Origin of the sequence: Pseudomonas sp. Irchel s3b5, from assembly GCF_900187435.1 — a bacterium.
Taxonomy (GTDB): Bacteria; Pseudomonadota; Gammaproteobacteria; order Pseudomonadales; family Pseudomonadaceae; genus Aquipseudomonas.
Map to the genome: position 1 here is coordinate 19,104 of NZ_FYDY01000038.1, position 25,965 is coordinate 45,068.

Below are 25,965 nucleotides of genomic sequence, written 5' to 3' on the forward strand. Positions count from 1 at the left end.
GACGGTCGAGCGATAATCCGCAAAGCCGGTGACACAAAGGTGTATTCGGCGCATTTCTGATAAAAAAAGCTCCCTTTTCGGGCTAATTCCGGTATAGTGCGCGCCGGCCTTTAACCGGGCCGCGTTTAGGTAGCGCAATTCCCCGAAGCCAGCTTCGGCTGCACGTCCGCCCCGCGGACTCTTCCTTGACGATTCTTTTCATTCATTCGTTTTCGCAAATCCCCGCCGACAAAGCTGCCAGGGCGACTCTTGAGTCTCAACACGGCACGCGCAGCTTTGGAGCATGGGTCTTTGCGGATGCACTTAGAGGCAGACCCATGACCCAGGAAACCGGCGGCTTCGCCGCTTTTAATCTTAATCCGAATATTCTTGCAGCCGTCATCGCGACCGGCTACGAAGAGCCTTCGGCTATTCAGCAGCAATCGATCCCGATCATCATGGCCGGTCACGACATGATTGGTCAGGCGCAAACCGGTACGGGTAAAACCGCTGCGTTCGCCCTGCCGATCCTGCATCGCATCGATCCTGCAAAGCGCGAGCCGCAAGCCCTGATCCTGGCCCCAACTCGTGAGTTGGCGCTACAAGTTGCAACCGCTTTCGAAACTTATGCCAAGCAAATGCCGGGCGTAACTGTTGTGGCTGTCTACGGCGGCGCGCCGATGGGCCCACAATTGAAAGCAATCCGTAATGGCGCACAGATCGTTGTCGCCACTCCGGGCCGTCTGTGCGACCACCTGCGTCGCGACGAAAAAGTACTGGCGACCGTGAACCACCTGGTTCTCGACGAAGCCGACGAAATGCTCAAGCTGGGCTTCATGGACGACCTGGAAGTCATCTTCAAGGCGCTGCCTGCAACCCGTCAGACCGTATTGTTCTCGGCCACCTTGCCGCAGTCGATCCGTGCCATTGCCGAACGCCACCTGCGCGATCCGCAACACGTGAAAATCCAGACCAAGACCCAGACCGTTACCGCGATCGAACAGGCTCACCTGTTGGTTCACGCTGACCAGAAGACTTCGGCCGTTCTCAGCTTGCTGGAAGTGGAAGATTTCGACGCCCTGATCATGTTCGTGCGCACCAAGCAAGCGACCCTGGATCTGGCCAGCGCCCTGGAAGCCAAAGGCTACAAAGCCGCTGCGCTGAACGGTGACATCGCCCAGAACCAGCGTGAGCGCGTGATCGACTCCCTCAAGGATGGCCGTCTGGACATCGTTGTGGCGACCGACGTTGCCGCTCGTGGTCTGGACGTTCCGCGCATCACTCACGTGTTCAACGTTGACATGCCGTACGACCCAGAGTCCTACGTTCACCGTATCGGTCGTACCGGCCGTGCCGGTCGCGAAGGTCGTGCACTGCTGCTGGTGACTCCACGTGAGCGCCGCATGCTGCAAGTGATCGAGCGTGTAACCGGTCAGAAGGTTGCTGAAGTTCGCCTGCCGGACGCTCAAGCCGTTCTGGATGCGCGCATCAAGAAACTGACCAACAGCCTGTCGCCGCTGGTGGCTGAAGCCGAATCGACCCACGGTGATCTGCTTGATCGCCTGACCGCCGACATCGGTTGCAGCCCACGTGCCCTGGCCGCAGCCCTGCTGCGCAAGGCTACCAACGGTCAAGCGCTGAACCTGGCCGCTATCGAGAAAGAGCGTCCACTGGTGCCGAACAACGCACCGCGTGGCGATCGTCCAGAGCGTTCCGGTGATCGTCCTGAGCGTGGTGACCGCGAGCGTCGCGCTCCGATGCCACTGGGTGAAGGTCGTGCACGTTGCCGTACCGCGCTGGGTGCGCGTGACGGTATCGCTGCCAAGAACCTGCTGGGCGCCATCCTCAACGAAGGTGGTCTGGCACGTGAAGCGATCGGTCGCATCCAGGTGCGTGACAGCTTCAGCCTCGTCGAGCTGCCGGAAGATGGTCTGGAGAAGTTGCTGACCAAGCTGAAGGACACTCGCGTTGCCGGTAAGCAGTTGAAGCTGCGTCGCTACCGCGAAGATTGATCCGCTCTCGGGCTGATTGATCGAACATAAAAAATCCCCGACTGGTTCGGGGATTTTTTTTGCCTGGAAAAAGATCACTAGCCGAAGCGATAGATGTCCATGCCCAGCGCTCCCAGGGTGAACCCTTGATGCGCAATGCTGAAATCGCCACCGGCGGCGCGAGCAAAGTACAGCGGCAACAAATGCTCATCACTCGGATGGTTGCGCACGGCGTTTGGCGCTTGCGCACGATAGTCATGCAACACGGCTTCATCGTCCGCCGCCAGTTTTTCGATCATCCAGTCGCGGAAGGATTGTGCCCAGGGCTCGACGCTTTCCGGGCCGGCGTGCCAGTCCAGCTCCCGCAGATTGTGGGTAATGCTGCCCGAGCCGATCAAAAGCACGCCATGTTCGCGAAGACTGGCCAAGGCATGCCCGACGCGGGTTTGCAGGGCAGGGCCGCCACGGGTGGGCAGGGAAACCTGAACAATCGGGATATCCGCCTGCGGATACATCAACGACAAGGGGACCCAGACGCCATGGTCGAACGGTCGCTGGCTGTCGAGGCGTGCGGCAAGGTCATTGGACTTCAACAGCTCCACAACCTCTGCGGCCAACGACGGGTCCCCCTGTGCCGGGTACTGCACGTCGAACAAGGCTTTTGGGAAACCGCCGAAGTCATGCCAGGTTTCAGGCTGCGGATTTGCGCTGACCAGCAGCTCATGGCTTTCCCAGTGCGCAGAAACAATCACGATGGCCTTGGGTTTCGGCATCTCGGCGGCAAGACGCGCGAGGGCCGGTCCGCTGGCGCCTGGTTCGAGGGCCAGCATGGGGGAGCCATGGGATATGTAAAGGCTGGGGAACATGAAAGCGCTCCTGAGAGTTAAGATGTCACCATCTTCAATCAGTCATTGATCTAAATCTAATATAAGTTTTAGGGTGTTTTGATCGAATTTTCGGGGTTATTTATGCAGCCGGAGTTTTGGCACAAGAAGTGGGCATCGAACCAGATCGGCTTTCATCTGCCGCAGGTGAACCCTCATCTGAAGCGGTTCTGGCCAGCGTTAAGCCTTGAAGAAGGCGCACGCGTGTTGGTGCCGTTATGTGGGAAGAGCCTGGATTTGCTGTGGCTCGCCCACCAAGGTCATGAGGTCCTGGGGGTCGAACTGTCGGAAAAGGCCATTGAGGAATTTTTCAGCGAACATGGCTTTGATCCGGCCGTCAGCGAGCAGGGTCCGTTCAAGGTTTATCGGGCAGGCTCCATCGAGCTGTGGTGCGGTGATTTCTTCGAGCTGACGGCCGGCGATGTTGCCGATTGCACGGCGCTGTATGACCGCGCCGCATTGATCGCGATGCCGACAGAAATGCGAGAGCGCTATGCCGTTCATTTGAAGCGGATACTGCCGAAGGAGTCCCATGGCCTGGTGATTACCCTGGACTATGACCAGACGCAAATGCCCGGCCCGCCGTTCGCCGTACTCGATGATGAGGTGCAGCGGTTGTTCGGGGACTTGTGGGCGCTGAAGATTCTGGAAGATCAGGATGTGTTGAGCGAGAGCGGGAAGTTTCTGGAGGCGGGTGTCACGCGGCTTGAGGAGCGGGTGTATCGGGTTTCCAGTCGGTAGAGATGTATTGTTTTTGCTGGCTTCATCGCGAGCAAGCTTGCTCCCACAAGGGTTCTGCGGTTTTCACGGATCCCATGTAGGAGCAAGCTTGCTCGCGATGAGGCCCTCACAAACACCCCAATGATCAGCAAACAAAAAAAGGCCCGCATCACTGCGGGCCTTTTCTATTTGTACAACGACTGTTAGCCCCGACGACGTGCCAGAGCGTCGATACGCTCTTCCAGCGGCGGGTGGCTCATGAACATGCGGGCAAAGCCTTGCTTGATGCCACCGTTGATGCCAAAGGCATTCAGGGTGTCCGGCATGTGCACCGGCAGCCCCTGTTCCGCACGCAGGCGTTGCAGAGCGCCGATCATCGCGGCAGTACCGGCCAGGTTTGCACCGGCCTCGTCGGCGCGGAACTCACGCTTGCGCGAGAACCACATGACGATGGAGCTGGCGAGGATGCCCAGAACCAGTTCGGCGAAGATGGTCGCCACGTAGTAGGCAATGCCCTGGCCTTCTTCGTTCTTGAAGATCACTTTGTCGACGAAGTTGCCGATGATCCGTGCGAAGAACATCACGAAGGTGTTCACCACGCCCTGGATCAGCGCCAGGGTGACCATGTCGCCATTGGCAACGTGGCCGATTTCGTGAGCCAGAACGGCTTTCACTTCGTCCGGCGAGAATCGCTCGAGCAAACCCTGGCTGACCGCGACCAACGCGTCGTTCTTGTTCCAGCCAGTGGCGAAGGCGTTCGCCTCGTAGGCCGGGAAGATACCGACTTCGGGCATCTTGATCCCGGCTTCGCGGGACAGTTGCTCGACGGTTTGCAGCAGCCATTGCTCATGACGAGTGCGTGGCTGGGTGATGATCTGGGTGCTGGTGCTCATTTTCGCCATCCACTTGGAGATGAACAGCGAGAACAGCGAACCTGCGAAACCAAAGACCGCACAGAAAATCAGCAGCTGATTGAGGTTGAGATCAACCCCATTGGCCGCCATGAACCCGTTGAAGCCGAAAAGGCTCAGGGTGATGCTGGCAATCAGCACGACCGCCAGGTTAGTGGCCAAAAACAGCAGGATGCGCATCATGGTTGTAGAAATCTCCTTGAGCTAAAGATGTAGCGTACTGCGGGGTATATAAGGTGCTGCACCGGGGTATTCAACCGGGTGACTATTTCAAACTGTGTCCTACGACAACAGCTTAGCTGTTTGCAGGACATTTCCGAGGTGAAAGACGGAAGTGTTTGTAAGTCAATTGACGTCACGAACCCCGGAGTCGTTAGACACAGGAAGGTACGACGTTATCGGTTGAGGGTAGCTGCAGCAGTGAATGACAGCGCGTCAGCAAGTGTTGCTGAATGAATCACCGTGCGACGTGTGTCACACGGTGAACAGACCGCTTACTGGCGATAGGACTTGAGGAAGTTGCCGATACGCCCGATGGCCATGTCCAGGTCGTCCACCCGTGGCAGGGTCACGACACGGAAGTGGTCCGGCCATGGCCAGTTGAACGCAGTGCCTTGCACCACCAGCAGCTTCTCGGAAAGCAGCAGGTCCAGAACGAATTTCTCGTCGTTGTGGATCGGGCAGACTTTCGGGTCGATGCGCGGGAATGCATACAGCGCGCCCATCGGCTTGACGCAGCTCACGCCCGGAATGTCGTTGAGCAACTCCCAGGTGCGGTTGCGTTGCTCCAGCAGGCGGCCCTGCGGCAGCACCAGGTCATTGATGCTCTGATAGCCACCGAGTGCGGTCTGGATCGCGTGCTGGCTCGGTACGTTGGCACACAGGCGCATGTTGGCCAGCATGTCGATGCCTTCGATGTAGCTCTGGGCGTGGTGTTTCGGGCCGGAAATGGCGATCCAGCCGGAGCGGAAGCCGGCCACGCGGTAAGACTTGGACAGACCGTTGAAGGTCAGGCACAGCAAGTCCGGCGCCAGGGAGGCGGTGCAGATGTGCACGGCATCGTCGTAGAGAATCTTGTCGTAGATCTCGTCGGAGAACACCACCAGATTGTGCTGGCGGGCCAGCTCCAGCATGCCCAGCAACACTTCCTTCGAGTACACGGCACCGGTCGGGTTGTTCGGGTTGATGATTACCAGCGCCTTGGTGTTCGGGGTGATCTTGGCCTTGATGTCCGCCAGGTCCGGCCACCAGTTGGCTTGCTCGTCGCACAGATAATGCACCGGATTACCGCCGGACAGGCTCACCGCAGCAGTCCACAGCGGATAGTCAGGCGCCGGGACCAGCACTTCGTCGCCGTTGTTGAGCAGGGCCTGCATCGACATCACGATCAGTTCGGAAACGCCGTTACCCAGATAGATGTCTTCAATGCCGACGCCTTCCACCTGCTTTTGCTGGTAGTACTGCATCACGGCCTTGCGCGCGCTGAACAGGCCCTTGGAGTCGCTGTAGCCTTGTGCCGTCGGCAAATTGCGGATCACGTCCTGGAGGATTTCATCCGGCGCTTCGAAACCAAAAGGCGCCGGGTTGCCGATGTTCAGCTTGAGGATGCGATGGCCTTCCTCTTCCAGGCGTTTGGCGTGCTTGAGCACTGGGCCGCGAATGTCGTAGCAGACGTTGGCGAGCTTGTTCGATTTGCTGACCTGCATGGCGATGTGTTCCCGAAAATGAACGATCCAGGCGGCGAGTGAACAGCCGTACTGGGAATCCTGCGTATTCACACAGGCCTGACGCCTTGAGATGCAGCACCCATAAAACCGTTTGAATGCGCGTGGTCTGGCTGCCAGACTGGGCTTTGACGAGGCGCAATCATACGTGCCGCCCGATCAGTGGAAAAGGTACAGATCGGGCTTTTTCAGCTGCAGAGGTGTGATGATGGAAAAGTTGGAAAAAACCCAGGAAGAATGGAAAGCAATGCTCGATCCAGAGCAATACAACGTGTGCCGTCTAAAAGGCACCGAACGACCATTCTCCGGCAAATACAACGCCACCAAGACAGACGGTGTGTACCACTGCATTTGCTGCAACGAGCCACTGTTCGACTCCCAAACCAAATTTGATTCCGGCTGCGGCTGGCCGAGCTTCTACGCGCCGATCGGCGACAATGCGATGACCGAGATCCGCGATGTCAGCCACGGCATGATCCGCACCGAAGTGGTTTGCGCCAAATGCGATGCCCACCTGGGGCATGTGTTCCCGGACGGTCCTCCGCCGACCGGACTGCGTTATTGCATCAACTCGGTGTGCCTGGACCTGGTACCGCGCTCGTAATGCGACGCCTCGCTATTCCCCTGTAGGAGCTGGCTTGCCAGCGATGGCGCCCTTAAATGCGATGCAGTATTTGAGGGCCTCTTCGCGGGCAAGCCAGCTCCTACAGTAAAAAAGCCTGGGACAGATCAATTATTTAAATTGCACACAATTCAATTGCTCGCTATTTTTGTGCTTCGTCCTTCCAATCGGAAACCTGAACCATGAGCGACAATCTGCTGAGCATTCCTTGCACCACCATCAAAGGTGAGCAAAAGACCCTGGCGGATTTCGCCGGCAAAGCTGTGTTGGTGGTCAATACCGCCAGTAAATGCGGCTTTACCCCGCAGTACAAAGGTCTGGAAGAGCTGTGGCAGACCTACAAGGATCAAGGTCTGGTGGTACTCGGTTTTCCCTGCAACCAGTTCGGCAAGCAGGAACCGGGCAACGAAGGGGCGATTTCCGAGTTCTGCGAGCTGAACTTCGGTGTCAGTTTTCCGCTGTTCAAAAAGATCGATGTCAACGGCTCTGATGCCCATCCGCTGTTTGTGCAGTTGAAAAAACGTGCGCCGGGTCTGTTGGGTTCCCAAGGGATCAAGTGGAACTTCACCAAGTTTCTGATCGGCAAGGACGGGAAACTGGTCAAGCGCTTCGCTCCGGCAACCAAACCGCAGGACCTGACCCGCGAGATCGAAGCCCTGCTCAAATGAATACCTTGTCCGTCGATTCCCTGAAACTCGACAGCCAGCTCTGCTTCAAGCTGTACGCCGCGTCCCGGGCGGTGATTCGTGCCTACAAGCCGATGCTCGATCAATTGGGCCTGACGTACCCGCAATACCTGGCGATGCTGGTGTTGTGGGAGTGGCAGGAAGCCGCGCCGCAGCAGCCCACCGTCAAGGCGTTGGGCGAGCGACTGGCCCTGGATTCCGGCACGCTGACGCCGTTGCTCAAGCGCCTCGAGCAACTGCAATTGGTCCAGCGCCAGCGTTCGGCGCGGGACGAGCGTGAGGTGCATCTGAGCCTGTCTCCAGCCGGGCAGGCCTTGCGCGAACAGGTCGGACCGCTCAAGGCTCGGCTGTTATGCGACAGCGGGGTGGATCTGGACCGCTTGAATGACTTGCGCAATGGTCTGGACCAACTGCTGGGGCAAATCAAGGCGCTGTCATAGTGGGGATCCATAAATCCAGCAGGGCGGCCAGCTCCTCGCGCCTGAAGGGTTTGGCCAGATAGTCGCTCATGCCTGCCGCACGGCAACGTTCGCGTTCTTCGGACATGGCGTTGGCCGTCAGCGCAACAATAGGCAGATGTGGCCAACGTCCGCTGCGGCGGATATGCCGACTGGCTTCATAGCCGTCCATCACCGGCATGTTGCAGTCCATCAGGACCAGATCGAAATCCCGCCGCTCCAGATGATCCAGCGCCTCGGCCCCGTGGGTGGCGGTCACCACCTCACAGCCGAGTTTGCCGAGCATGCCCTTGGCCACCAGCTGATTGACCGGATTGTCCTCCACGAGCAGCACGCGCCCGCGCCGCAGGAGGTTCAGTGTGTCGGGACGAGCCTTGTTGAGTGTGGAGTGTTCCGGTTGCAGGATTCGTTGCAAGGACTGGTACAGCGCAGTGCGTGCCAGGGGCCGTGCCTGTTGCTGCAGTGGAGCGAGTGCGCTGACCTCTTCGCTGGGCATGAAGTTACCGTAGGCGGTCACCAGCAGAATCGGAGCGGTAACGGTCGGGCGCAGGTTGAACAGGCATTCGGGGCAGTCGGTGATCAGGATGTCGAGTTCGACGCCGATCAGCGGGTCATCGATGGAGCGCCGCTGAAATTCGAGTCCCCAGGCCGGCAACACGGTACTCAGCAGCTCTGCCAGGCCACTGCTGGCGGCAGTGATCGCAATGACCTTGCCTTGGAGTGGTGCGGGCTCAATCGAGCGAGTGTGACTGGGTAACGGCAGAATCGCGCAAAACTGGCTGCCAAAACCCGCCTCGGAGCTGATCGTCAGGCGTCCCTGCATGGCTTCGCAGAGGTTGTAGGTCAACGCCAAGCCCAATCCCGTGCCGCCGAATTGCCGAGTGATGCCGGCACCGGCCTGGGTGAACGGCTGGAAAATCTTGAACTGGGCGTCCTGAGGGATACCGATGCCGGTGTCGCAGACTTCGATTCTGACTCCGCCTTCGAATGCCGACAGGCGCACGTCGACTCGACCGAAGCGGGTGAATTTGAGGGCATTGGAAAGAAGGTTACTGACGATCTGCCGAACGCGGGTCGGATCGCCGAGCACCAGCGCCGGGAAATGCGGATCGATCAGGCAGGTCAGCTCGACGCTTGGCGCGGCGTTCTGTGACAACAGGTTGGCGGTGTCTTCGATCAGTGAGCCGAGATCAAACGGGATGTTTTCGAGTTCGAGCTGGCCGGCATCGAATTTCGACAAATCAAGAATATCGTTGAGCAGTTCCACCAGGACTTTGCCCGAGTCATGGGCGATGGACAGTTGTTGCTGTTGTTCGGCAGTGAGCGGTCCGTCGAGGGACAGGGCAATCATGCCCAGCAACCCGTTGAGGGGCGTGCGGATTTCGTGGCTCATGTTGGCCAGGAACACCGAGCGCGCTTCGGCCATATCCAGTGCCGTGCTGCGGGCGATTTCCAGTTCCTGATTGGACTGGCTGAGCCGGGCATTGATGGCCTTGAGCTCGGTGGTGCGGGCCGAGACGATGTTTTCCAGTTGGCCGAGGTAATCGGTCAGACGGTTTTCGGCGTTGCGTCGCTGCTGGATTTCGGTGGCGATATTATTGAATTGCCGGTTGGCAACCTTGACCAGCACCCCGATTTCATCTTTGGCATGCCCCGCAGGACACTCCAGCGTCGTGGGTTCCGGGCTGCGCGGATCACGGCTGCTGAGTTCGCGAATCACCCGTACCAGCGGTTTGGTCAACATCACATAGAAGAGCGCCAGCAGGATGCCCGTCAGGATCAGGCTGCGCGCAAAGCCATTGAGCAGCGTGACTTCTGCCCGACGCAGGAACCGGTTGCCGAAGGGATAGGTGTCGACATCGAGCCGCAAACTGCCGAGGGATTCATTCGGGTATTGACCCAGATAAAGGCGATCCTCGAAGCGTCGGTTGGCACCGAACAGGTAGTCGCTGATCACCCGATAGCTGCTCTCCATGGCCGGGCGCTTGATGTTGGCCAGCACGGTTCCGTTGTTATCGGTCAGCTTGGCGCCAATGATTGCCGGTGAGCGCAACAGACCCTGAGTGAGTTCCTTGGCGAGTTCGGCGTCGATGTTATAGGCGATGCGCGAGGCCGGGTTGTGGCTGATTTCCAGCAAAGAGAGGATTTCACGATTGATGGAGGCGTCTTCGCTGGCATAATCGATGCCTATTTGTACAAGGCTGAGCAGCGTGCCCAGAATGAAACCGACCAGCACGGTAAGCCGTGCTTGTTTGTACGAGAGCCGGTGGGTGAATTTGATATCCATGGGCGGATGGGCCACTTCCTTTTCTTTTCGCTGCTCAGCATAGTCGATCATGCCTGGCGACCGATGTTCTTGCGTGCCTGATACAACCGGGTAAGTCGCTCACCGGACGCTGTTTTTCGTCGTTCTATTGCCATCATTACTGTGAACGTGCCCGAGGAGAAGTCGTGGATTCCCGATTGAATGCTTTTCTTGAACGTGCCGATGCCGTTCTGGCCCGTATCGAACCGTTGTTGCCGGCCCCCCGGTCAGCCATTGACTGGACTCAATGTCTGGCCGCGCGCTGGCAACGAGAGGGGCGCAGCGGCTTTTTGTTACCGTTGGAAGTCAGTCTCGACATGCGTCTGTCCGACCTGATCGGCGTCGATCGGCAAGTCGAACAGCTGGGCCGAAATACCCAACAATTCCTGGATGGCATGCCCGCCAACCACGCATTGCTGTGGGGCTCGCGTGGTACCGGTAAATCATCGCTGGTGCGTGCCTTGCTGGCCGAGCACGCCAACGCCGGTCTGCGTTTGATCGAGATCGAGCGCGATCACCTGGCGGATCTGCCTCGTGTGGTCGAACAGATCGCCAAATTGCCCCAGCGTTTCGTGCTGTTTTGCGATGACCTGTCGTTCGAGTCAGGCGAGGGTGACTACCGGGTGCTGAAAAGTGTACTCGATGGCTCGCTGGAACAGGCACCGGATAACGTGCTGTTGTACGCCACGTCCAACCGTCGCCACCTGGTGCCGGAAAAGGAAAGCGATAACGAAAACTGGAAACGCGTCGACGGTGAACTGCATCCCAGCGAGGCGGTGGAAGACAAGATCGCGCTGTCGGACCGGTTTGGATTGTGGTTGTCGTTCTACCCGTTTACCCAGGACCACTTTCTCAACGTCGTCGAGCACTGGATCGGTCAGTTGGCCGACAAGTCGGGCCTGGCGTGGCAGCGCACCGAAGAACTGGACATCCTGGCCGTGCGTTGGGCCACTGGCCGCGGCAACCGCAATGGACGTTGCGCGTATCAATTTGCCCGTTATTGGGTCGGGCTGAAGTTGTTGGAGCACAAGGCATGATCGATTTACAAAAGAGCGGCCAGGGCCTTGAGGGTTACGGCATGTTGCATGCGCAACTGGAGTCATTGCTGGCGGACGAGCGGGACTTCATCGCCAATGCCGCGCAGTTCTCGGCGTTTCTGTTCAATCAGCTCGATGACCTGAACTGGGCCGGCTTCTATCTCAATCGCAACGAAGAACTGGTGCTTGGTCCATTCCAGGGGCAGATCGCCTGCGTGCGAATTCCGTTCGGCCGTGGTGTGTGCGGGGCGGCAGCGGCGACCTTGCAAACCCAGCTGGTGGAAGACGTGCACGCGTTTCCCGGGCACATCGCCTGCGACAGTGCATCGAACAGTGAGCTGGTTGTGCCGCTGGTCAAGGACGGCCGATTGATCGGCGTGCTTGACCTCGATAGCCCGAAACTGGCGCGCTTCACTGCGCAGGATCAGGCAGGCATCGAACACTTGGCAGCGATTTTCCTGCGCCTCACCGACTGCTGATCAACCGGTCAAACCAGCCTTGGCCAGCAAGCCTGCCGTGTCCACGGTATCGATTTGCTGGGGATCGAGAAAGCGCTGGGCGTACTGCAAATAGATGTGTGCGTCGATGAACAGCCCGAACAGTTCGGGATCGATGTGAGCATCACGGCACATGAAGGCCATGATCCCCAGCGCTTCGCTCAAGGTCTTGGCTTTCTTGTAGGGACGATCGGCGGCGGTCAGCGCCTCGAAAATATCGGCAATCGCCATCATCCGTGCCGGCAGGCTCATGTCTTCGCGCTTCAGGCGTTTTGGATAACCGGTGCCGTCCATTTTTTCATGGTGACCGCCAGCCAGTTCCGCGACGGTGCGCAGGTGACCGGGGAAGGGCAGGTGGTTGAGCATCAGAATCGTCTGCACCATGTGGTGATTGATGATGTAACGCTCCTCGCTCGTCAGCGTGCCCCGGACAATGCTCAGGTTATACAGCTCGCCCCGATTGTATTTGTAGGTCGGTACATCGAGTTTGAACCCCCAGGGGTTATCGTCCGGGATTCGTTCGCTGTCAGCGCGCTCGAACAGGTGTTCAGGTTTGTCCGCCAGCAACGGTTCATCGACGGGCAGGGAGGGCGCGGGTGTTCGGGCCTGGCGCCGGTTTTCTTCCCAGGACACACCTAGCCGGTCATCCAGGGTTCGACGCCAGGTCCGTTGGGCCAACGTGCGCAAGCGCTGCAAGTCCGCTTCGGCCATGGCCTCGCCACCGAGATTGCAGCGGGCGACGAAGGTGAAATCATCATCCAGTCCGGCCAGGTCGGCATCGCGCTGCTGCGCTAGCTGCTGTTCATCGTTTCCCTGGGCAATGGCTTGCCAATACTTGATCCAGACATCGCGTTTGAGCACCTCGAAACGGGTGCGGACTTCGTGGATGCGGTCGTTCAGGGTTTCCAGTTTCGTGGCCTTGTCGACAACGTATTCCGGCGTGGTGACCTTGCCGCAATCGTGCAGCCAGGCGGCGATGTGCAGCGCTTCCCAATCATCTTCGGTGGGTTGATAGCTTTTGAAGGCCGGCGCCTGGCTGGCGGCTGCCGCTTGGGCGAGCATCAGCGTCAGTTCCGGCACGCGCTGGCAATGACCGCCCGTGTAGGGGCTTTTGGCGTCGATCGCGCCGGCCAGTAATTGAATGAAAGCATCCAGCAGCTGCTTCTGCCGGGCTTGCAGGCGCTGGCTTTCAATACTGACGGCGGCCGCGCCGGACACCGCCTGGAGAAACGCGATGCGGTCCGGTTTGAGTTTTTCCAGGTCATTCTGGCTGCCGCTGTCGGGCAAAAGAAAGACCAGCAGACCCACGGTTTCGTTATGCCGATTGTGCAGACGGATACCGATCAGGTGAACCCGCGGACATTCCAGTGCGAGCATCACCTTCTGCAAATCCCCCGCCTGTTCGAACCCGAGACTGCTGACGATATTGTCGACCGTTGCCAACTGGTGCATCCATTGAGGGCTTTGTGAGTCCTGTAGCGAGTGCCCTCCGATGTCGAAAGACGACCAGTCCTCGGCGCTGTTATTGAGTACCAACCCTTGGGGTTCCATGCGATCCCCGTCACCTTCGCGCAGGTAAATCAGCCCGGCCTGGGCCTGGCCGATTTTCACGGTTTCGAACAGCACCCGCTGCAGCAACGGTGCAAAACGGGTTTCAGCGCTCAGGCTGTCAGTGATCTGGAAGAAACTGGCCAACGTGTCTTTCATACGCGCCATCGACACGCTGAGCTGGTCCACTTCGAGCACCGGAGAGCGACGGGAAGCCGGAAAATTGAAGTCGAAACTGCGAATCGCATCGGCTTCCTGCACCAATGCCCGTAGGGGTTTGACCAGAACTCTTGATGTCAGCCATCCCAAAGGCAAACACAACAATAACGTTGCGAGCGTAATCAGGGTGCCTTGCCAGCGCATGCGGTAGGCGTCGACGAGCAACTCGTCCTCGGGCACCAGCAGTGCCAATTGCAGTCCATTGGGCCCGCCTTCCTGCATGCTGCTGCGGGCCACGATCCATTGCCGGCCATCGGCGTTCAGGCGATTGCCTTGGGGAGGGCTTTTGAGCAGGGCGCCAAGACTGGGGCTCAGGTCGGCAGCCTTGGCGAGACGGGCGGTCTGATCGGCGATGATCAGCTTGCGGCTGTCGGGGTAGGCGATGGCATTGCCCTCGGCATCGAACAGCACGATTTCAGTGTTGGGGGTCACGACATGCTTGGCCAGGGTTGCGCTGAGTTCGGCCAGGGTCAGGTCAGCGCCTATGACCGCGTTATCGCCGCTGCGGCGGGCCAGCGTCGTGCCGATGTCATGGGTGGAGAAAAAGATATAAGGCTCGGTGGTAATTTGATTCTCGGCACTGCTGGCGTTGGTAAACCAGGCGCGGCTGCGTGGATCGTAAGTGTCGCCTGGGTTGTCCTGGCGGCTGAGCAAGGTCAGATGTTGATCGAAGAATAACGATTGCGAACGGGGCTGACCGTTGTTGTCATGCTCGATGCTCCACACCTGATAGTCCGCTGTCGTGGGGGCCTTGAGCAGGTTTTTCAGAGGCTGGTTGCGCAGCGGGCGAACCATGAAGAAATCACCATTGCCATAACCCAGGTACAGCGAGGCCAGATCGGGATTGTCCTTGAGGGACTGGCTGAACGGCTTGAGCAGCGCCAGGCGTTGTTCCAGGTCAGGCGCCTGACTCGCCGGGTTGGTCGCCAGCAGGCTCAGCAGTTGACGAATCGGTTGATAAGTGGCGTGCAGGTCCAGCCGGACATCCTGCTCGATGCGATTGAAGAGTTTTTCACTGCTGGAAAGGATGATTTGTGTGGTTTGCCGATAATTGAAGATGCCCAGCACCACCCCGGTCAGCAACAGCAGGAAGGTGAACATCACGCTGATATGGACGTGCAGCGAAAACCTGCGTGGGTCCGGGTGCAGTGGGCTAGGCATTGCAGGCTCTCCAGGAGGGTTAACGCACTGCTCAGCGATCAAGCATAGTTAAGGCTCAGTCATTCTGCTTTCGTCGTTTTGGCTGATTTGCTGCTGTAATACGTGCTCCAGCTCTACCATGGCGCGCTCAAGGGTTTTTCTGTATTTGGCTATTTCTTCATCATTGAAAGCCCCATGGCAGGCGGCTTCGAGCGCCTCGCAGCTTTCGATCAAGCGGGAGGCTTGTACGATGCGGGCTGCGCCTTTGATTTTGTGGGCGATGTCGAGCAATGCCTGTGTGTCCCCGGGCGGTGAGAGTGACCGCAGTGTTTGCAGGTCCTGACGATTGCTGTCCAGCAGCTCGGTCAGCAAGCGCCTGTCCAGCGCCGGGTTGCCTCCCGTCAGCAGGTGTAACCCCTGCAGACTGAATGCCGGCTTGCCGATGCCCGGTGTAACCCCCTCAACCCATTGACTCAAGGCATTCAGACTGAGGGGCTTGAACAGACAGTCATCCATTCCGGCTTGTTTACAGCGTTGTATTTCTTCGGGCTGGGCGTTGGCGGTGAAGCCAAGAATGGTGCAGGGAGGACGCCGGTGTTGGCGCTCATGCTGACGAATGGCGCGGGCCAGCTCGTAGCCGCTCATGACAGGCATGTTGCAATCGGCAATCACCAGATCATACGGCCCGCCGTTCCACACCTCGAATCCTTCCCGGCCATCCATCGCGACGCTGTACCGATGCCCGAGAAACTCCAGCTGCTGGCACATGAGCAAGCGATTGGCCGAGTGATCATCGACCACCAATACATTCAACGGGGCTTTGGCGACATTGATTTTTACCTCGGCCACTGGCGGTACATGCTGCATAGGCTGTGAATCAAGCAGGAGCGATACTTCGACCTGGGTTCCGACGCCAGGCTGACTGCTCAGTTGCAGGGTGCCGCCCATCATTTCGCACAGATTTCGGCTGATCACCAGGCCCAGCCCGGCACCTCCCCTGGCAGACTGTGCGGCGTTGTCGGCCTGGGCGAAAGGTTCGAACAGGCGCTGTTGATCCTGATCGGTAATGCCGATGCCACTGTCTTGGACATGTAAACGCAGCAGCACCTGATCGGGCTTCGCAGTGGCGTGCAGTTCGACGATCACTTTGACCTGGCCCTGCTCCGTAAACTTGATGGCATTACTGATCAGGTTCGACAGCACTTGCTTGAAGCGCAAAGGGTCGAGCAGAACATCGACTGCCGGACTGGTCGGATGGAACGCCAGTGAAAGCTCAAGCTTCTTCTGTCGAGCCAGACCTTCGAAAATCCGCACCACCGACGCCACGAGTTCCCCGGGATTGACACGCTCCGGGCTCAGGCTCAGGTGCCCGGATTCAATCCGGGCGATGTCGAGAATGTCGCCGATCAGATCCAGCAAATCCTTCGCCGAGTTGTACGCGACATCGATGGCCGGGCGATCCGGGTGCTGCTGGTCTATGCGCTTGAGGGTCAATTCGAGCATGCCGATGATTGCATTCATCGGCGTACGTATTTCATGGCTCATCGTTGCCAGAAACGTGCTTTTGGCGCGGTTCGCGTCATCGGCACGCTCTTTTGCACACCGTAGGTCATCGAACAGTTGTCGCCGCTCACTGATATCGATCCAGCCTCCGATGATGCCTTGCACTTCACCGCGCGAATCCCGGTAGGGAAGTATCCAGTGATAAATCGTCAACCGCCGGCCACCGATGTGCAGCTCGCGATCGACAATCAACGGTCGTCCTTCGGCAACGACACACTGGTAGTCGGCCTGAAACTCCCGGGCTTCGAACACATTGCTGATGTTGCCGTGCATGACGCTTTTTCCAATGACGTCTTCGCGTTTGGCGCTGAACGCTTGCAGGTAGCTGTCGTTGCAGCTTTGCAGCAGTCCCTGGCGATCGCGTACGTAAATGGGGTGAGGGGTGCCATTGACCAGCGACCGCATGAACTCGAACTGGTCGCTCAGTGCGCGCTCGGCGGCTTTGCGCTGTTTGATCTGGCGCCGCATGTAGTCATTCCAGGCAACTGAAATCAGCAACAACACACCCGCACCGATTACAATCTGATAGAACAGCCGGTGATAGTTGCGCCAGGTGCTTTGCGAGGAGGCTGAATAACCCCGCCAGCGGCTGTTGATGATGCCCAGCTCTTCGGGTGCGATGCTCAACAGGGCCTTTTCGAGGATGGCGTTCAGCTCCTTGGCGTCCGTCGCGGTGGCGAGGGAAAACGCAGCCTGTTCGGTGCCGATGGTGGTACTGATCTGCAATGTGTGTTCGAACAGTTGTGACGAGATGAAATAGTTGGCAATGATCAGCGAGTTCACCGCCCCTTCGGCCTGCCCCTCGGCCAGCATTTCCACGGCACTGAACGTGTCCGGGGTTTCGATCAGTTTGATACGGGGAAACTCCTTGCGCAGGTAACTCATGAGCGGATTGCCACGAGCAATGGCCAGACGCTTGTCACCCAGTTGCGAAAGGTTGGTCGGGCTGCCGGCGGCTTTACGGGTTAACAGGACGTAGGAGTTCTCAAGAAACGGGCGGGTAAAGTTAAGCGTGGTTTGGCGTTGGGTGCTGGGGAGCAGGGCGGCGATCACATCGGCCTGGTTGTCTTTGATTTGTTCGATCATCTCTTCATCGCTTCGGCTGCGACGGATATCAAAGCGCAAACCGGTGCGAAGCCGGATCAATTCGAGCAGGTCCGCCGTGACGCCGCGAAACTTGCCGTCACTGTCAAAAAACGTCAGCGGAGCAAAGGCTTCATTGACCACTACACGTACGATTGGATGTTGCGTCAGCCAGCGCTCTTCACGGTCGGTCAGTTGCAGTTTTTGGTCCGTCAGGAGAATGTCACTGCCCGCGCTCCAGCGTTTGGCGATGTTTTCCCGTTCGCTGGCGGGGATGGCCGCGATCAGCGTGTTGATGATGCCGAGCAATTCCGGCTGATTCTTGCGTACGGCAAAGCTGAACCCATGGGCTTCATGTTTGCCGAAGTTGGCCATGCGGATATTGTTCAGGTAGCCCTTGTTGATCATGTAATGGGTTGAAATGGTATCGCCCAGGAAAACGTCTGCCTGGTCGAAGGCTACGGCGTTGATCGCATTCTGGTAAGAAGGATACGACGTGATAATTGCCTTGGGGTACAAGGCCTTGACCTCCGACAGCGGCAAGTAGTGGTACACCATGCTCAACCGCAGACCCGCAAGACCTTCGGTCAGGGACCGGGTTTCGCCTTCGCGGGTCACCAGGACGGGTTGGTCTACGGCATAGGGCGTGGACAGGACGATGTCGGCATGGCCCGCTTCGAATCCATTGGCGGTGCCGAGCAGATCCACTTCGCCGTTCTCGAGCGCCGCGATTGCCGCGCCTCGGGATTCGAAGCGCTGAACCTTGATGGGCAATCCGGTTACCTTGCCCAGGATGCCGGCGTAATCAGCGGTATACCCTTCGTAGTCGTGACGGCTGGTGGTCAGGTCAAAGGGTGGATAATCCGGGGCGGATGTTCCGAGGCTCAGTTCACGCTTCTGTTTGAGCCATTGCAGTTGTGATTCATCCAGTCGAACTTCCACATGCCCGGCCTTTGAACGACTGAGCAACGTGTAGTTCTCACTGGTCTGTGCCGCGGACGCTGAAGCGCTGAGGCATAAACCCGCTATCACCCGTATCAAATAATCCTTTAAACGTCTGGGCATCCAGGTTCTCACACAAGTGCGTTACGTTTTGCCATCTCGATGAGTTCAACCAGAGATTGGGCCTTGAGTTTTTGCATGAGTCGTTTTTTATAGGTGCTGACGGTCTTGTTACTCAGGAACATACCTTTGGCAATTTCCTTGTTGGTGCGCCCTTGTGCAAAAAGTTGCAGAACCATCAGCTCCCGGTCATTCACTGATTTGAAAAGTTCCAGTTCTGCGCAACGCTCATCATCGCCACGAACGGGATTCAGAGCTTCGCTTGGGAAGTAGTTGTAACCTGACAGGACCGCTTTTATCGCACTGACCAACTCACTCAGGTCCTCTTGTTTACACACATATCCGGAGGCTCCTGACTGCATGCAACGGATACCGAAAAGTGTTGGGCATTGTGCTGTCAGTACCAGTGTTTTAATTGGAGTACTCATGGCGTTGAAACGGGAAAGCACTTCCAGGCCATCCAGCTTGGGAATGCTGATGTCGAGAATCACCAGGTCAGGCATGCATTCGCGAACCATCTGCATGGCATCGACCCCGTTGTCAGTTTCGCCGACAACTTTGAAACCTTCGTGTTCCAGTAACATTCGAACGGCAAGGCGGATGACGGGGTGGTCGTCGACAATAAAAACGGAGTTCATAATCAAATCCCATGCGAGCTCAAATAAAGCGCGCACCTTAGCTCAGATAGTTTGGGTCACGTATGAACTGACTGAGCTGTAGCAGCAATATAGGATAAGTCCTACGTATGAAAGAGAATCGGACTACGCGATGATTGGTTTTTTTATAAGATATCTTGAAAGATCAAGCTGTTTAGTTGTGGTCCCTGATGTCTTTTTTCGTAAGTTTTATAAAGCGTGTTTATCTGGTTTTTTGATGCTTTTTTATAGAGATGCCAAGGTCAACAAGTTTCTGAATTCTGTTTGTTTCAACGGTTTTGTCAGGTATCCCAATAATGGCAATCCGTGTTGAGTCGCTTTTTTTTCCAGCCCGTCCAGTTCGATAGAGGTCAGGCTGCTCAGAAGAATGGCCTGTCTGATCATTCCACGGTGACTGGCGAACTGCACCAGATCAAGACCTGTCAGGTCAGGTAAACATTGATCACATAACAGAATGTCGAAAGGTTGCACGGCTCCGAGCATTTCATCCACGGCGCCTTTGGCGCTGTCCGTGGCGGTTAGTTGGGTGAAGCCATAACTTTCAAGCAAGTATTGAGTCGCTCTGAGCTGGAAGGGGTGGTCTTCCACCAGGAGAATGCGTAGATCGTCTTTGGCCATGGAACACTCTTCATCTGTCGAGCAGAGGGATATAGATTGTTCCGTGATAAACACAGACCTGGCGATCAGTTTGCTCAGCGTGTGCTGTAGGGCGATTCCGTGAGCCTTGAGTGCACTTGGGTTTGGAAGGGGGGATCAGCCATATCGGGTGGCGAAATGGCTGATCAACCGATACACGATCAGTGGCTGGAGCGACCGGTCATTTCCAGTGCCATGTCACTGGCGTAGCTGTCGGTCATGCCGGCGATGAAATCGATCATGCGCAGAAATGACGTATGCAATGGACCGTGGGGATCGGGTGCATTGTTGCCCAGCAAGTCGAGGATACGACGGCTTTTGAAGGACGGCGTTCGACCATTGTGCTGTTCCAGCGCCGCACCGCAGAAGGCATTGAGCAGGATTTCCAGGGTGGTATAGGCGCCGATCTCATGGAGGGTTTTGCGCTTGTCCTGGAAAATTTTCTTGCGCGCCATGTCCTTGGCATTCAGGACACAACGCTTGGCGGGGCCATGCATGTGCTCAACCAGATCACCTGCAAGCGTACCGGCCAACAACGCCTCTTGTTGCTCCACAAAGGCGCGGGCTGCCGCATTGGTCAGGTGTTCAATGGCCTTGCCGCGCAGGATCGCCAGTTTGCGTCGCCGTGAATCGTTGGGGCCGAGCTGGCGATAGGTTTCTGGCAGATCATCGCCGACCAGGTTGAGCAACAGGGACTCGACCTCGGCGTACTCCAGCAACTCCATTTCCAGACCGTCTTCCAGGTCGATCAATGCGTAGCAGATGTCATCGGCGGCTTCCATCAGGTACACCAACGGGTGGCGTGCCCAGCGTTGATCCTCCAGTTGCGGCAGACCGAGTTTATGGGCGATCTGCTCCAGCAGTGGCAGCTCGCTCTGATAGCAGCCGAATTTGTGCTTCTTGTAGCCCAACGAATCTGCGTGCTTCGCCGTCCATGGATACTTCAGGTAGGTGCCCAGCGTCGCATAGGTCAGGCGTGTGCCGCCGTCGAACTGGTGATACTCCAGTTGCGTCAGTACCCGAAAGCCTTGTGCGTTGCCTTCGAAGTTCAGGAAATCGTTGCGTTCGGCTTCGCTCATTGCATCCAGCCAGCCACGGCCGGCGGCTTGTTGAAACCAATGGCGGATCGCGTCCTCACCGGAGTGGCCAAACGGCGGATTGCCAATGTCATGGGCCAGACAGGCCGATTGCACCACCATGCCCAGATCGCTCGGTTCGCACCAGTCGGGCAGGGTGCTGCGAATGGTTTCGCCAACCCGCATGCCCAAAGAGCGCCCCACACAACTGACTTCCAGCGAATGGGTCAGGCGCGTATGAATATGGTCGTTGCTGGTGACCGGATGGACCTGGGTCTTGCGTCCGAGGCGGCGGAACGCGCCCGAGAAAATGATGCGATCGTGATCTTTGTGAAAAGGACTGCGGCCGAGTTCTTCAGGGCTGTGCAGCGGTTTTCCGAGGCGTTCGCGGGTAAGCAGGGTATGCCAATCCAAGGCGGGGTCTCTCCGTTGCGTGACTGATGGCCTAGCTTCCCGTTTCGCGCAGGGACCTGCAAGCGGAACGAAAGCCCGGCAGCATCGATATCGATGAGCAGTAGGTATTTGCCATTGGATCTGAGCGCAGGATTGCCTCCCTCGATAGAGAAAGGCATCCCGTTATTGCCAAAAAAACGACTGATCAGTTTTTTCGCGACGAGCCCTGCAGGATCAGTTTGATCAACGGAGCCAGCGTGGTGCCGAGCCGGACCAGTCGGGTGAGGCTAGCGATGCCACCGCCGTTTTTTGCGCCCTTGCCGGTTAGAAAACCCAGCAAGGTGATAGCGGCCACACCCCAAAGCGGCGCGTGTTTGATACCTAAACCCTCCTGCAGGTTCTGCGTCATCCCGCGCACACGCTGCAGGGGTTGCAGCAGTTGCCGGGATTCGTGACGGATTTCCTGGCGATGCATTTCCATGCGCAGGCGAATCAGTGCCTTGCGCATTTGCGCGCGTGAGCTGTTGCGTGGCAATTCAGGCAGGCTCATGGCAGCAGGCGCTCCCGATCATTGGCCAGCTCTTCAAGCGTGCCATGGAAGGGTGAGGACTCATCGTAAATCGCCGATTTCAGGCGTATCCCGCAAAAGATCGCCGCGAGTGCGTAGAACACGCAGAGCCCGATGATGGCTGGCAGACGATAGGTGTCCCAGAAAAGGATCATCACCAGAGCCGACAGCCCTACCAGAAACAGCAACGCAAACACCAGCGCCAGGCCTGCGAACAGTAACAGGCTTACGGTACGGGCCTTTTGTTCCTGCAGTTCAATGCCGAACAGTTCGACATGGCTGTGCAGCAATCCGAGGAATGCGGCACCCAGGCGCCGCGAGCTTGTGCCCGTCGCAGACGAGCCGGCTTCATCGATAGCCATATCAGCGGCGGCTGGCCAGCAGGCCAATCAGGAAACCCACACCCGCCGCGATCCCGACGGATTGCCATGGGTTGGCCTGGACATACTCTTCAGTCGCGCTGACAGCAGCCTGGCCGCGTTCGCGCAGGGAGTCTTCGGTCAGTTTCAAGGTTTCGCGGGCGCGCAACAGACTGTCGTGGATCTGCTCGCGCAACTCATCAGCCTGATCACCGGCCAGGGTCGCGGTATGTTCCAGCAGCCGTTCCGTGTCGCTGACCAGCGTCTGGAAGTCGGTCATCAGGATTTCTTGAGCAGTCTTTGCCTTGGTGCTGGCCATGGGTGATCTCCATATAGGTGGCGTTCTGAAGCGTTCGAGTATGAGCCTTCGGCGAAGGTTCAGTACAAATGACTGGTACAACTTTTGCTATGTCATGGTGCGTCATTCTGAGCCCTGCGCTAATGCCGGGCAGGATTTCGGTAGAACCGTAACACCAATATTCAAAACGTCGTGCAAGTGTTCGGGACGTGTTTTGCCTTGACACCACTCGTGCGCCAAATCGGTTCAACCGATGCGGCGAACTGATCTTCGAAGCTGCAACTTGGTGCATGGACAGCCCACGCGAACTGCTTTGGTGCTTTTTCTTACCATAAGGTCTGCCAACCCATGGAAAATCTGCAAAGCGCTGTGGACAGCCTGATCCATAGCTCCAATACCCTGTTTATTCTGATCGGCGCGGTCATGGTCCTGGCCATGCACGCCGGTTTTGCCTTCCTGGAAGTCGGGACGGTCCGACAAAAGAACCAGGTCAATGCGCTGTCGAAAATCCTCAGCGACTTCGCCGTGTCGACCCTTGCCTATTTCTTTATAGGCTATTGGATTTCTTATGGGGTGAACTTCATGCACCCGGCGGCCGAACTCAACGCCGATCACGGCTACGGGCTCGTGAAATTTTTCTTCCTGCTGACCTTTGCGGCGGCGATCCCGGCGATCATTTCCGGCGGCATTGCCGAGCGTGCGCGGTTTGTGCCGCAGTTATGCGCAACGGTGTTGATCGTGGCGTTCATTTATCCGTTCTTTGAAGGCATGGTCTGGAACGGCAACCTTGGGCTGCAAGTCTGGCTGCTTGAGCGGTTTGGCGCCAGTTTCCATGATTTCGCAGGTTCAGTCGTGGTTCATGCCATGGGCGGTTGGCTGGCATTGGCGGCGGTGTTGTTGCTCGGGCCGCGCAATGGCCGATACCGGGATGGACGCCTGGTCGCGTTCGCGCCATCGAGCATTCCGTTTCTGGCCTTGGGTTCGTGGATCCTGATCGTTGGCTGGTTCGGTTTCAACGTGATGAGCGCGCAAACCCTGCAAGGGGTCAGCGGTCTGGTGGCACTGAATTCGTTGATGGCCATGGTCGGCGGCACGATGGCCGCGCTGATCGTCGGCCGTAATGACCCCGGTTTTTTGCATAACGGCCCGCTGGCGGGGTTGGTGGCGATCTGTGCCGGTTCCGATCTGATGCATCCTGTGGGGGCGCTGGTCACGGGGGCAATCGCTGGCGCGCTGTTCGTCTGGTGCTTTACCGCCGCTCAAGTCAAATGGCGCATTGACGACGTACTGGGCGTGTGGCCGTTGCACGGGTTGTGCGGCGCGTGGGGCGGAATCGCCTGCGGCATTTTCGGCCAGAGTGCCTTGGGTGGGCTGGGTGGAGTGAGCATGATCAGCCAGTTGATCGGCACGTCACTGGGCGTGCTGGTGGCACTGGTCGGAGGGTTCGCGGTGTATGGCGTGATCAAGGTGTTGACCGGACTACGCCTGAGCCAGGAAGAGGAGTATTACGGCGCGGACCTGTCGATCCACAAGATCGGTGCCGTGAGTCAGGATTGAGCGGCCCTGTGGCGCTTGTGATCAGGGTTCTATGGCTCGACGGTTTTTCGGAGCGAGCCTAGAATGATCACTCAATTTTCTGGTTGATCACTCATGCTTCCTGAATGTCAGTTGTTCGGCACCCTAGGGTGTCATCTCTGCGAAGTGGCCGAAGCCATGCTGATGGAGTTCGTCGAACGCGGACTGCTGGTGGAACTGGTGGATATCGCTGAAGACGAAACGTGGTTCGCAGCGTACAGCTTGCGAATTCCGGTACTTCGACGAGTGGATAACGGCGCTGAGCTTGGCTGGCCATTCAGTGCCGATCAGGTGGTGGCGTTCCTGCGTTAGGCGATTTCTGCGTTAGCGGTGCTCCCGCCTGTCGAACTTTGCGATGGTTCCCCTTGGCTTAACGGGTATTGTTCGGATACTGTATGCGTATACAGCTATTCGCAATGCCTGCCTTGCCGATCCTGATGTTCAGGTTTGAGCGGGCAGGTCCGGGTGTGAGAGGGATGAATCGTGGTCAATGTCGAACAATTGAAGAGCAGCGTGAACCGGATGTCCGCCGAGGTCGTGCACGAGGCCGTCCTGGAGTTGCGTCTGGACGGCCTCGTGACCGAAGGCAAGACGCCCTTCAATAAAACCCATTTCAACACCTGTTTTGCAGAAATCGAAGCGTTGTTCCAGCGCGCAGGCTATCACCGGCAATTGGATGTCGTTGGTTATCAGGGGTTGTTGTACGCCTTGTACGACCCAGCTCGCTGGGAGGCGGTCGATGTGCTGCGCTGGCTCAAGGAGTACACGGAGGCGGCGGCACTGAAGCAGATTCCGGCATGAGGATTCTCCGCTAGGCTCGGCCTCGGCGCTGTTGGATAATGCCGCTCTGCATTGAGGTTTAGAGCGTTCGTATGTCCACTTCATCTTTTTCCGCGGCACATAGTCAGGCCAGCACGCTTTACCTGCCGCCGGGCTCCTGGCTGACTGTACTCGATTGCCTGTGTGAGCACTTCAGCGCCATCGGCCGCGAACAATGGCTGGACAGAATCGCTCGTGGCCGCGTCCTTGATGGGCAGGGCCTGCCGATCGCTCTCGACCTGGCGTACAAGGAAGGTTTGCGGATTCACTACTTTCGAGAAGTCCCGGACGAAAAACCGATCCCGGTCATCGAATCAATCCTGTACGCAGACGAGCATCTGGTCGTGGCCGACAAACCACACTTTCTGCCGGTGACGCCGGCGGGTGAATATGTGGAGCAGACACTTCTCAGACGTCTGATCCGTCGGCTGGATAATCCGCATCTGGTGCCATTGCATCGTATTGATCGGCATACCGCAGGGCTGGTGCTGTTTTCCGCCAATCCGCAGACTCGTTCGGCTTATCAGTCATTGTTTCCGACACGGCAAATCGAGAAACGCTATGAGGCGATCGCCGGAGCATTGCCGGAACATGCTTTCCCATTGGTTCATAAAAGCCGACTCGTCGATGGCGAGCCGTTCTTCCGCATGCAGGAAGGGCCGGGGATCAGCAATACCGAAACAGCCGTCGAAGTCAGGGAGAAACACGGTGATCTGTGGCGCTACGGCCTGTATCCGGTGACTGGCAAGAAGCACCAGTTACGGGTGCACATGACGGCCTTGGGGGCCAGCATCTGCAACGACCCGTTCTACCCCGTGGTACTCAAGGATGCGCAGGATGATTATGCCAATCCACTGAAGCTGCTGGCGCAGGGGCTGAAGTTCGTCGATCCGGTGACAGGCCAGGAAAGAGCGTTCGAGAGTGAAATCATCCTGAATTGGTGATCAGGTCAATTTCCCCCAGACACGAAAAAGCCCGCGACTAGCGTAATGCTGTTCACTTAAGCATTTGAGCTCACGCGGGGCTTCCTAGGGATGGTCTGAAGTAGTCACGCTTTTCTGGCTGACTTCAGCCTCCGCTGATTTTGAAAACGGCGAATCGACCAAAACGATCAGATCATCCGCTTATTTCTGAGCTTTTAGCCGCCGCGAGCACC

The 25,965-nt window shown here is 57.7% G+C and carries 23 protein-coding genes; 11 read left to right on the forward strand and 12 right to left on the reverse strand.

Features of this window, described 5'->3' with window-relative positions:
• Positions 1-317: 317 nt before the first annotated feature.
• Complete coding sequence (locus CKW15_RS25430) at positions 318-1,991, forward strand: DEAD/DEAH box helicase (protein ID WP_095061111.1); 1,674 nt, start codon at positions 318-320, stop codon at positions 1,989-1,991.
• 77 nt (positions 1,992-2,068) lie between these two features.
• Here CKW15_RS25430 and CKW15_RS25435 read toward each other — a convergent pair whose 3' ends face one another.
• Entirely contained in the window at positions 2,069-2,836 is a 768-nt protein-coding gene (locus CKW15_RS25435; protein WP_095061109.1) for a class III extradiol ring-cleavage dioxygenase, read from the reverse strand.
• Between the two features lie 102 nt (positions 2,837-2,938).
• Between CKW15_RS25435 and CKW15_RS25440 the strand changes: the two genes are divergently transcribed.
• Positions 2,939-3,595, forward strand: a complete 657-nt coding sequence (locus CKW15_RS25440; protein WP_095061107.1) for a thiopurine S-methyltransferase — start codon at positions 2,939-2,941, stop codon at positions 3,593-3,595.
• A 182-nt stretch (positions 3,596-3,777) separates the two neighbouring features.
• Here the strand turns inward: CKW15_RS25440 and htpX are convergent, their stop codons facing one another.
• Entirely contained in the window at positions 3,778-4,668 is an 891-nt protein-coding gene (gene htpX, locus CKW15_RS25445; protein ID WP_095061105.1) for a protease HtpX, read from the reverse strand.
• 311 nt (positions 4,669-4,979) lie between these two features.
• Positions 4,980-6,191: a pyridoxal phosphate-dependent aminotransferase gene (locus CKW15_RS25450; RefSeq protein ID WP_008030363.1), complete on the reverse strand. Its 1,212-nt coding sequence runs from the start codon at positions 6,189-6,191 to the stop codon at positions 4,980-4,982.
• A 226-nt stretch (positions 6,192-6,417) separates the two neighbouring features.
• Between CKW15_RS25450 and msrB the strand changes: the two genes are divergently transcribed.
• From msrB to CKW15_RS25465, 3 genes are all read left to right on the forward strand, one after another.
• Positions 6,418-6,813 (forward strand): peptide-methionine (R)-S-oxide reductase MsrB, encoded by a 396-nt coding sequence (gene msrB, locus CKW15_RS25455; RefSeq protein WP_095061103.1) that lies wholly within the window; start codon positions 6,418-6,420, stop codon positions 6,811-6,813.
• Positions 6,814-7,013: 200 nt separating this feature from the next.
• Positions 7,014-7,499: a glutathione peroxidase gene (locus CKW15_RS25460; RefSeq protein ID WP_095061102.1), complete on the forward strand. Its 486-nt coding sequence runs from the start codon at positions 7,014-7,016 to the stop codon at positions 7,497-7,499.
• Positions 7,496-7,957, forward strand: coding sequence for a MarR family winged helix-turn-helix transcriptional regulator (locus CKW15_RS25465; RefSeq protein ID WP_095061100.1), 462 nt, complete (start codon positions 7,496-7,498; stop codon positions 7,955-7,957). Before CKW15_RS25460 ends, CKW15_RS25465 begins: the two co-directional genes overlap by 4 nt.
• Here the strand turns inward: CKW15_RS25465 and CKW15_RS25470 are convergent.
• Complete coding sequence (locus CKW15_RS25470; RefSeq protein ID WP_095061154.1) at positions 7,941-10,262, reverse strand: response regulator; 2,322 nt, start codon at positions 10,260-10,262, stop codon at positions 7,941-7,943. The two genes, CKW15_RS25465 and CKW15_RS25470, sit on opposite strands and share 17 nt — an antisense overlap.
• 164 nt (positions 10,263-10,426) lie before the next feature.
• On the opposite strand from CKW15_RS25470, the gene CKW15_RS25475 reads away from it, so the two are divergent.
• Positions 10,427-11,317, forward strand: a complete 891-nt coding sequence (locus CKW15_RS25475; protein WP_095152882.1) for an ATP-binding protein — start codon at positions 10,427-10,429, stop codon at positions 11,315-11,317.
• Positions 11,314-11,796, forward strand: coding sequence for a GAF domain-containing protein (locus CKW15_RS25480; protein WP_095061096.1), 483 nt, complete (start codon positions 11,314-11,316; stop codon positions 11,794-11,796). The genes CKW15_RS25475 and CKW15_RS25480 overlap by 4 nt, the downstream gene beginning before the upstream one ends.
• On the opposite strand, the gene CKW15_RS25485 is transcribed toward CKW15_RS25480, so the two are convergent.
• The 8 genes from CKW15_RS25485 to CKW15_RS25520 form a co-directional block, all read right to left on the reverse strand.
• Entirely contained in the window at positions 11,797-14,742 is a 2,946-nt protein-coding gene (locus tag CKW15_RS25485; RefSeq protein ID WP_095061094.1) for an HD domain-containing phosphohydrolase, read from the reverse strand. It abuts the gene before it with no gap.
• A gap of 48 nt (positions 14,743-14,790) precedes the next feature.
• Complete coding sequence (locus tag CKW15_RS25490) at positions 14,791-18,432, reverse strand: transporter substrate-binding domain-containing protein (protein ID WP_095152883.1); 3,642 nt, start codon at positions 18,430-18,432, stop codon at positions 14,791-14,793.
• Between the two features lie 8 nt (positions 18,433-18,440).
• On the reverse strand, positions 18,441-19,067 hold the full coding sequence (locus CKW15_RS25495; protein ID WP_095061090.1) for a response regulator transcription factor: 627 nt from the start codon (positions 19,065-19,067) through the stop codon (positions 18,441-18,443).
• Positions 19,068-19,310: 243 nt separating this feature from the next.
• On the reverse strand, positions 19,311-19,703 hold the full coding sequence (locus CKW15_RS25500) for a response regulator (protein WP_095061088.1): 393 nt from the start codon (positions 19,701-19,703) through the stop codon (positions 19,311-19,313).
• A 179-nt stretch (positions 19,704-19,882) separates the two neighbouring features.
• Complete coding sequence (locus CKW15_RS25505; RefSeq protein ID WP_095061086.1) at positions 19,883-21,211, reverse strand: deoxyguanosinetriphosphate triphosphohydrolase; 1,329 nt, start codon at positions 21,209-21,211, stop codon at positions 19,883-19,885.
• 184 nt (positions 21,212-21,395) lie between these two features.
• Positions 21,396-21,740: a hypothetical protein gene (locus CKW15_RS25510; protein WP_095061084.1), complete on the reverse strand. Its 345-nt coding sequence runs from the start codon at positions 21,738-21,740 to the stop codon at positions 21,396-21,398.
• Positions 21,737-22,120, reverse strand: a complete 384-nt coding sequence (locus tag CKW15_RS25515) for a phage holin family protein (protein WP_095061082.1) — start codon at positions 22,118-22,120, stop codon at positions 21,737-21,739. The genes CKW15_RS25510 and CKW15_RS25515 overlap by 4 nt, the downstream gene beginning before the upstream one ends.
• 1 nt (position 22,121) lies before the next feature.
• The gene (locus CKW15_RS25520; protein ID WP_095061080.1) at positions 22,122-22,436 is read right to left on the reverse strand and encodes a YqjD family protein; all 315 of its coding nucleotides are present in this window, start codon (positions 22,434-22,436) and stop codon (positions 22,122-22,124) included.
• Positions 22,437-22,763: 327 nt separating this feature from the next.
• On the opposite strand from CKW15_RS25520, the gene CKW15_RS25525 reads away from it, so the two are divergent.
• The 4 genes from CKW15_RS25525 (at position 22,764) to CKW15_RS25540 (ending at position 25,753) form a co-directional block, all read left to right on the forward strand.
• Entirely contained in the window at positions 22,764-23,972 is a 1,209-nt protein-coding gene (locus CKW15_RS25525) for an ammonium transporter (protein WP_095061078.1), read from the forward strand.
• Positions 23,973-24,065: 93 nt separating this feature from the next.
• Positions 24,066-24,302 carry a glutaredoxin family protein gene (locus CKW15_RS25530; RefSeq protein ID WP_095061076.1) on the forward strand — a complete coding sequence of 79 codons (237 nt, stop codon included), beginning with the start codon at positions 24,066-24,068 and terminating at the stop codon, positions 24,300-24,302.
• Between the two features lie 171 nt (positions 24,303-24,473).
• The gene (locus tag CKW15_RS25535; RefSeq protein ID WP_095061074.1) at positions 24,474-24,791 is read left to right on the forward strand and encodes a transcriptional regulator; all 318 of its coding nucleotides are present in this window, start codon (positions 24,474-24,476) and stop codon (positions 24,789-24,791) included.
• Between the two features lie 71 nt (positions 24,792-24,862).
• A complete protein-coding gene (locus CKW15_RS25540; protein WP_095061072.1) occupies positions 24,863-25,753 on the forward strand; it encodes a pseudouridine synthase in 891 nt (296 codons plus the stop codon).
• Positions 25,754-25,965 lie beyond the last annotated feature (212 nt).

Coding starts and splice junctions, on each gene's coding strand:
- CKW15_RS25430 (WP_095061111.1), top strand. CDS start 318: ATGACCCAGGAAACCGGCGGCTTCGCCGCTTTTAATCTTAATCCGAAT.
- CKW15_RS25435 (WP_095061109.1), bottom strand. CDS start 2,836: ATGTTCCCCAGCCTTTACATATCCCATGGCTCCCCCATGCTGGCCCTC.
- CKW15_RS25440 (WP_095061107.1), top strand. CDS start 2,939: ATGCAGCCGGAGTTTTGGCACAAGAAGTGGGCATCGAACCAGATCGGC.
- htpX (WP_095061105.1), bottom strand. CDS start 4,668: ATGATGCGCATCCTGCTGTTTTTGGCCACTAACCTGGCGGTCGTGCTG.
- CKW15_RS25450 (WP_008030363.1), bottom strand. CDS start 6,191: ATGCAGGTCAGCAAATCGAACAAGCTCGCCAACGTCTGCTACGACATT.
- msrB (WP_095061103.1), top strand. CDS start 6,418: ATGGAAAAGTTGGAAAAAACCCAGGAAGAATGGAAAGCAATGCTCGAT.
- CKW15_RS25460 (WP_095061102.1), top strand. CDS start 7,014: ATGAGCGACAATCTGCTGAGCATTCCTTGCACCACCATCAAAGGTGAG.
- CKW15_RS25465 (WP_095061100.1), top strand. CDS start 7,496: ATGAATACCTTGTCCGTCGATTCCCTGAAACTCGACAGCCAGCTCTGC.
- CKW15_RS25470 (WP_095061154.1), bottom strand. CDS start 10,262: ATGGATATCAAATTCACCCACCGGCTCTCGTACAAACAAGCACGGCTT.
- CKW15_RS25480 (WP_095061096.1), top strand. CDS start 11,314: ATGATCGATTTACAAAAGAGCGGCCAGGGCCTTGAGGGTTACGGCATG.
- CKW15_RS25485 (WP_095061094.1), bottom strand. CDS start 14,742: ATGCCTAGCCCACTGCACCCGGACCCACGCAGGTTTTCGCTGCACGTC.
- CKW15_RS25490 (WP_095152883.1), bottom strand. CDS start 18,432: ATGCCCAGACGTTTAAAGGATTATTTGATACGGGTGATAGCGGGTTTA.
- CKW15_RS25495 (WP_095061090.1), bottom strand. CDS start 19,067: ATGAACTCCGTTTTTATTGTCGACGACCACCCCGTCATCCGCCTTGCC.
- CKW15_RS25500 (WP_095061088.1), bottom strand. CDS start 19,703: ATGGCCAAAGACGATCTACGCATTCTCCTGGTGGAAGACCACCCCTTC.
- CKW15_RS25510 (WP_095061084.1), bottom strand. CDS start 21,740: ATGAGCCTGCCTGAATTGCCACGCAACAGCTCACGCGCGCAAATGCGC.
- CKW15_RS25515 (WP_095061082.1), bottom strand. CDS start 22,120: ATGGCTATCGATGAAGCCGGCTCGTCTGCGACGGGCACAAGCTCGCGG.
- CKW15_RS25520 (WP_095061080.1), bottom strand. CDS start 22,436: ATGGCCAGCACCAAGGCAAAGACTGCTCAAGAAATCCTGATGACCGAC.
- CKW15_RS25525 (WP_095061078.1), top strand. CDS start 22,764: ATGGAAAATCTGCAAAGCGCTGTGGACAGCCTGATCCATAGCTCCAAT.
- CKW15_RS25530 (WP_095061076.1), top strand. CDS start 24,066: ATGCTTCCTGAATGTCAGTTGTTCGGCACCCTAGGGTGTCATCTCTGC.
- CKW15_RS25540 (WP_095061072.1), top strand. CDS start 24,863: ATGTCCACTTCATCTTTTTCCGCGGCACATAGTCAGGCCAGCACGCTT.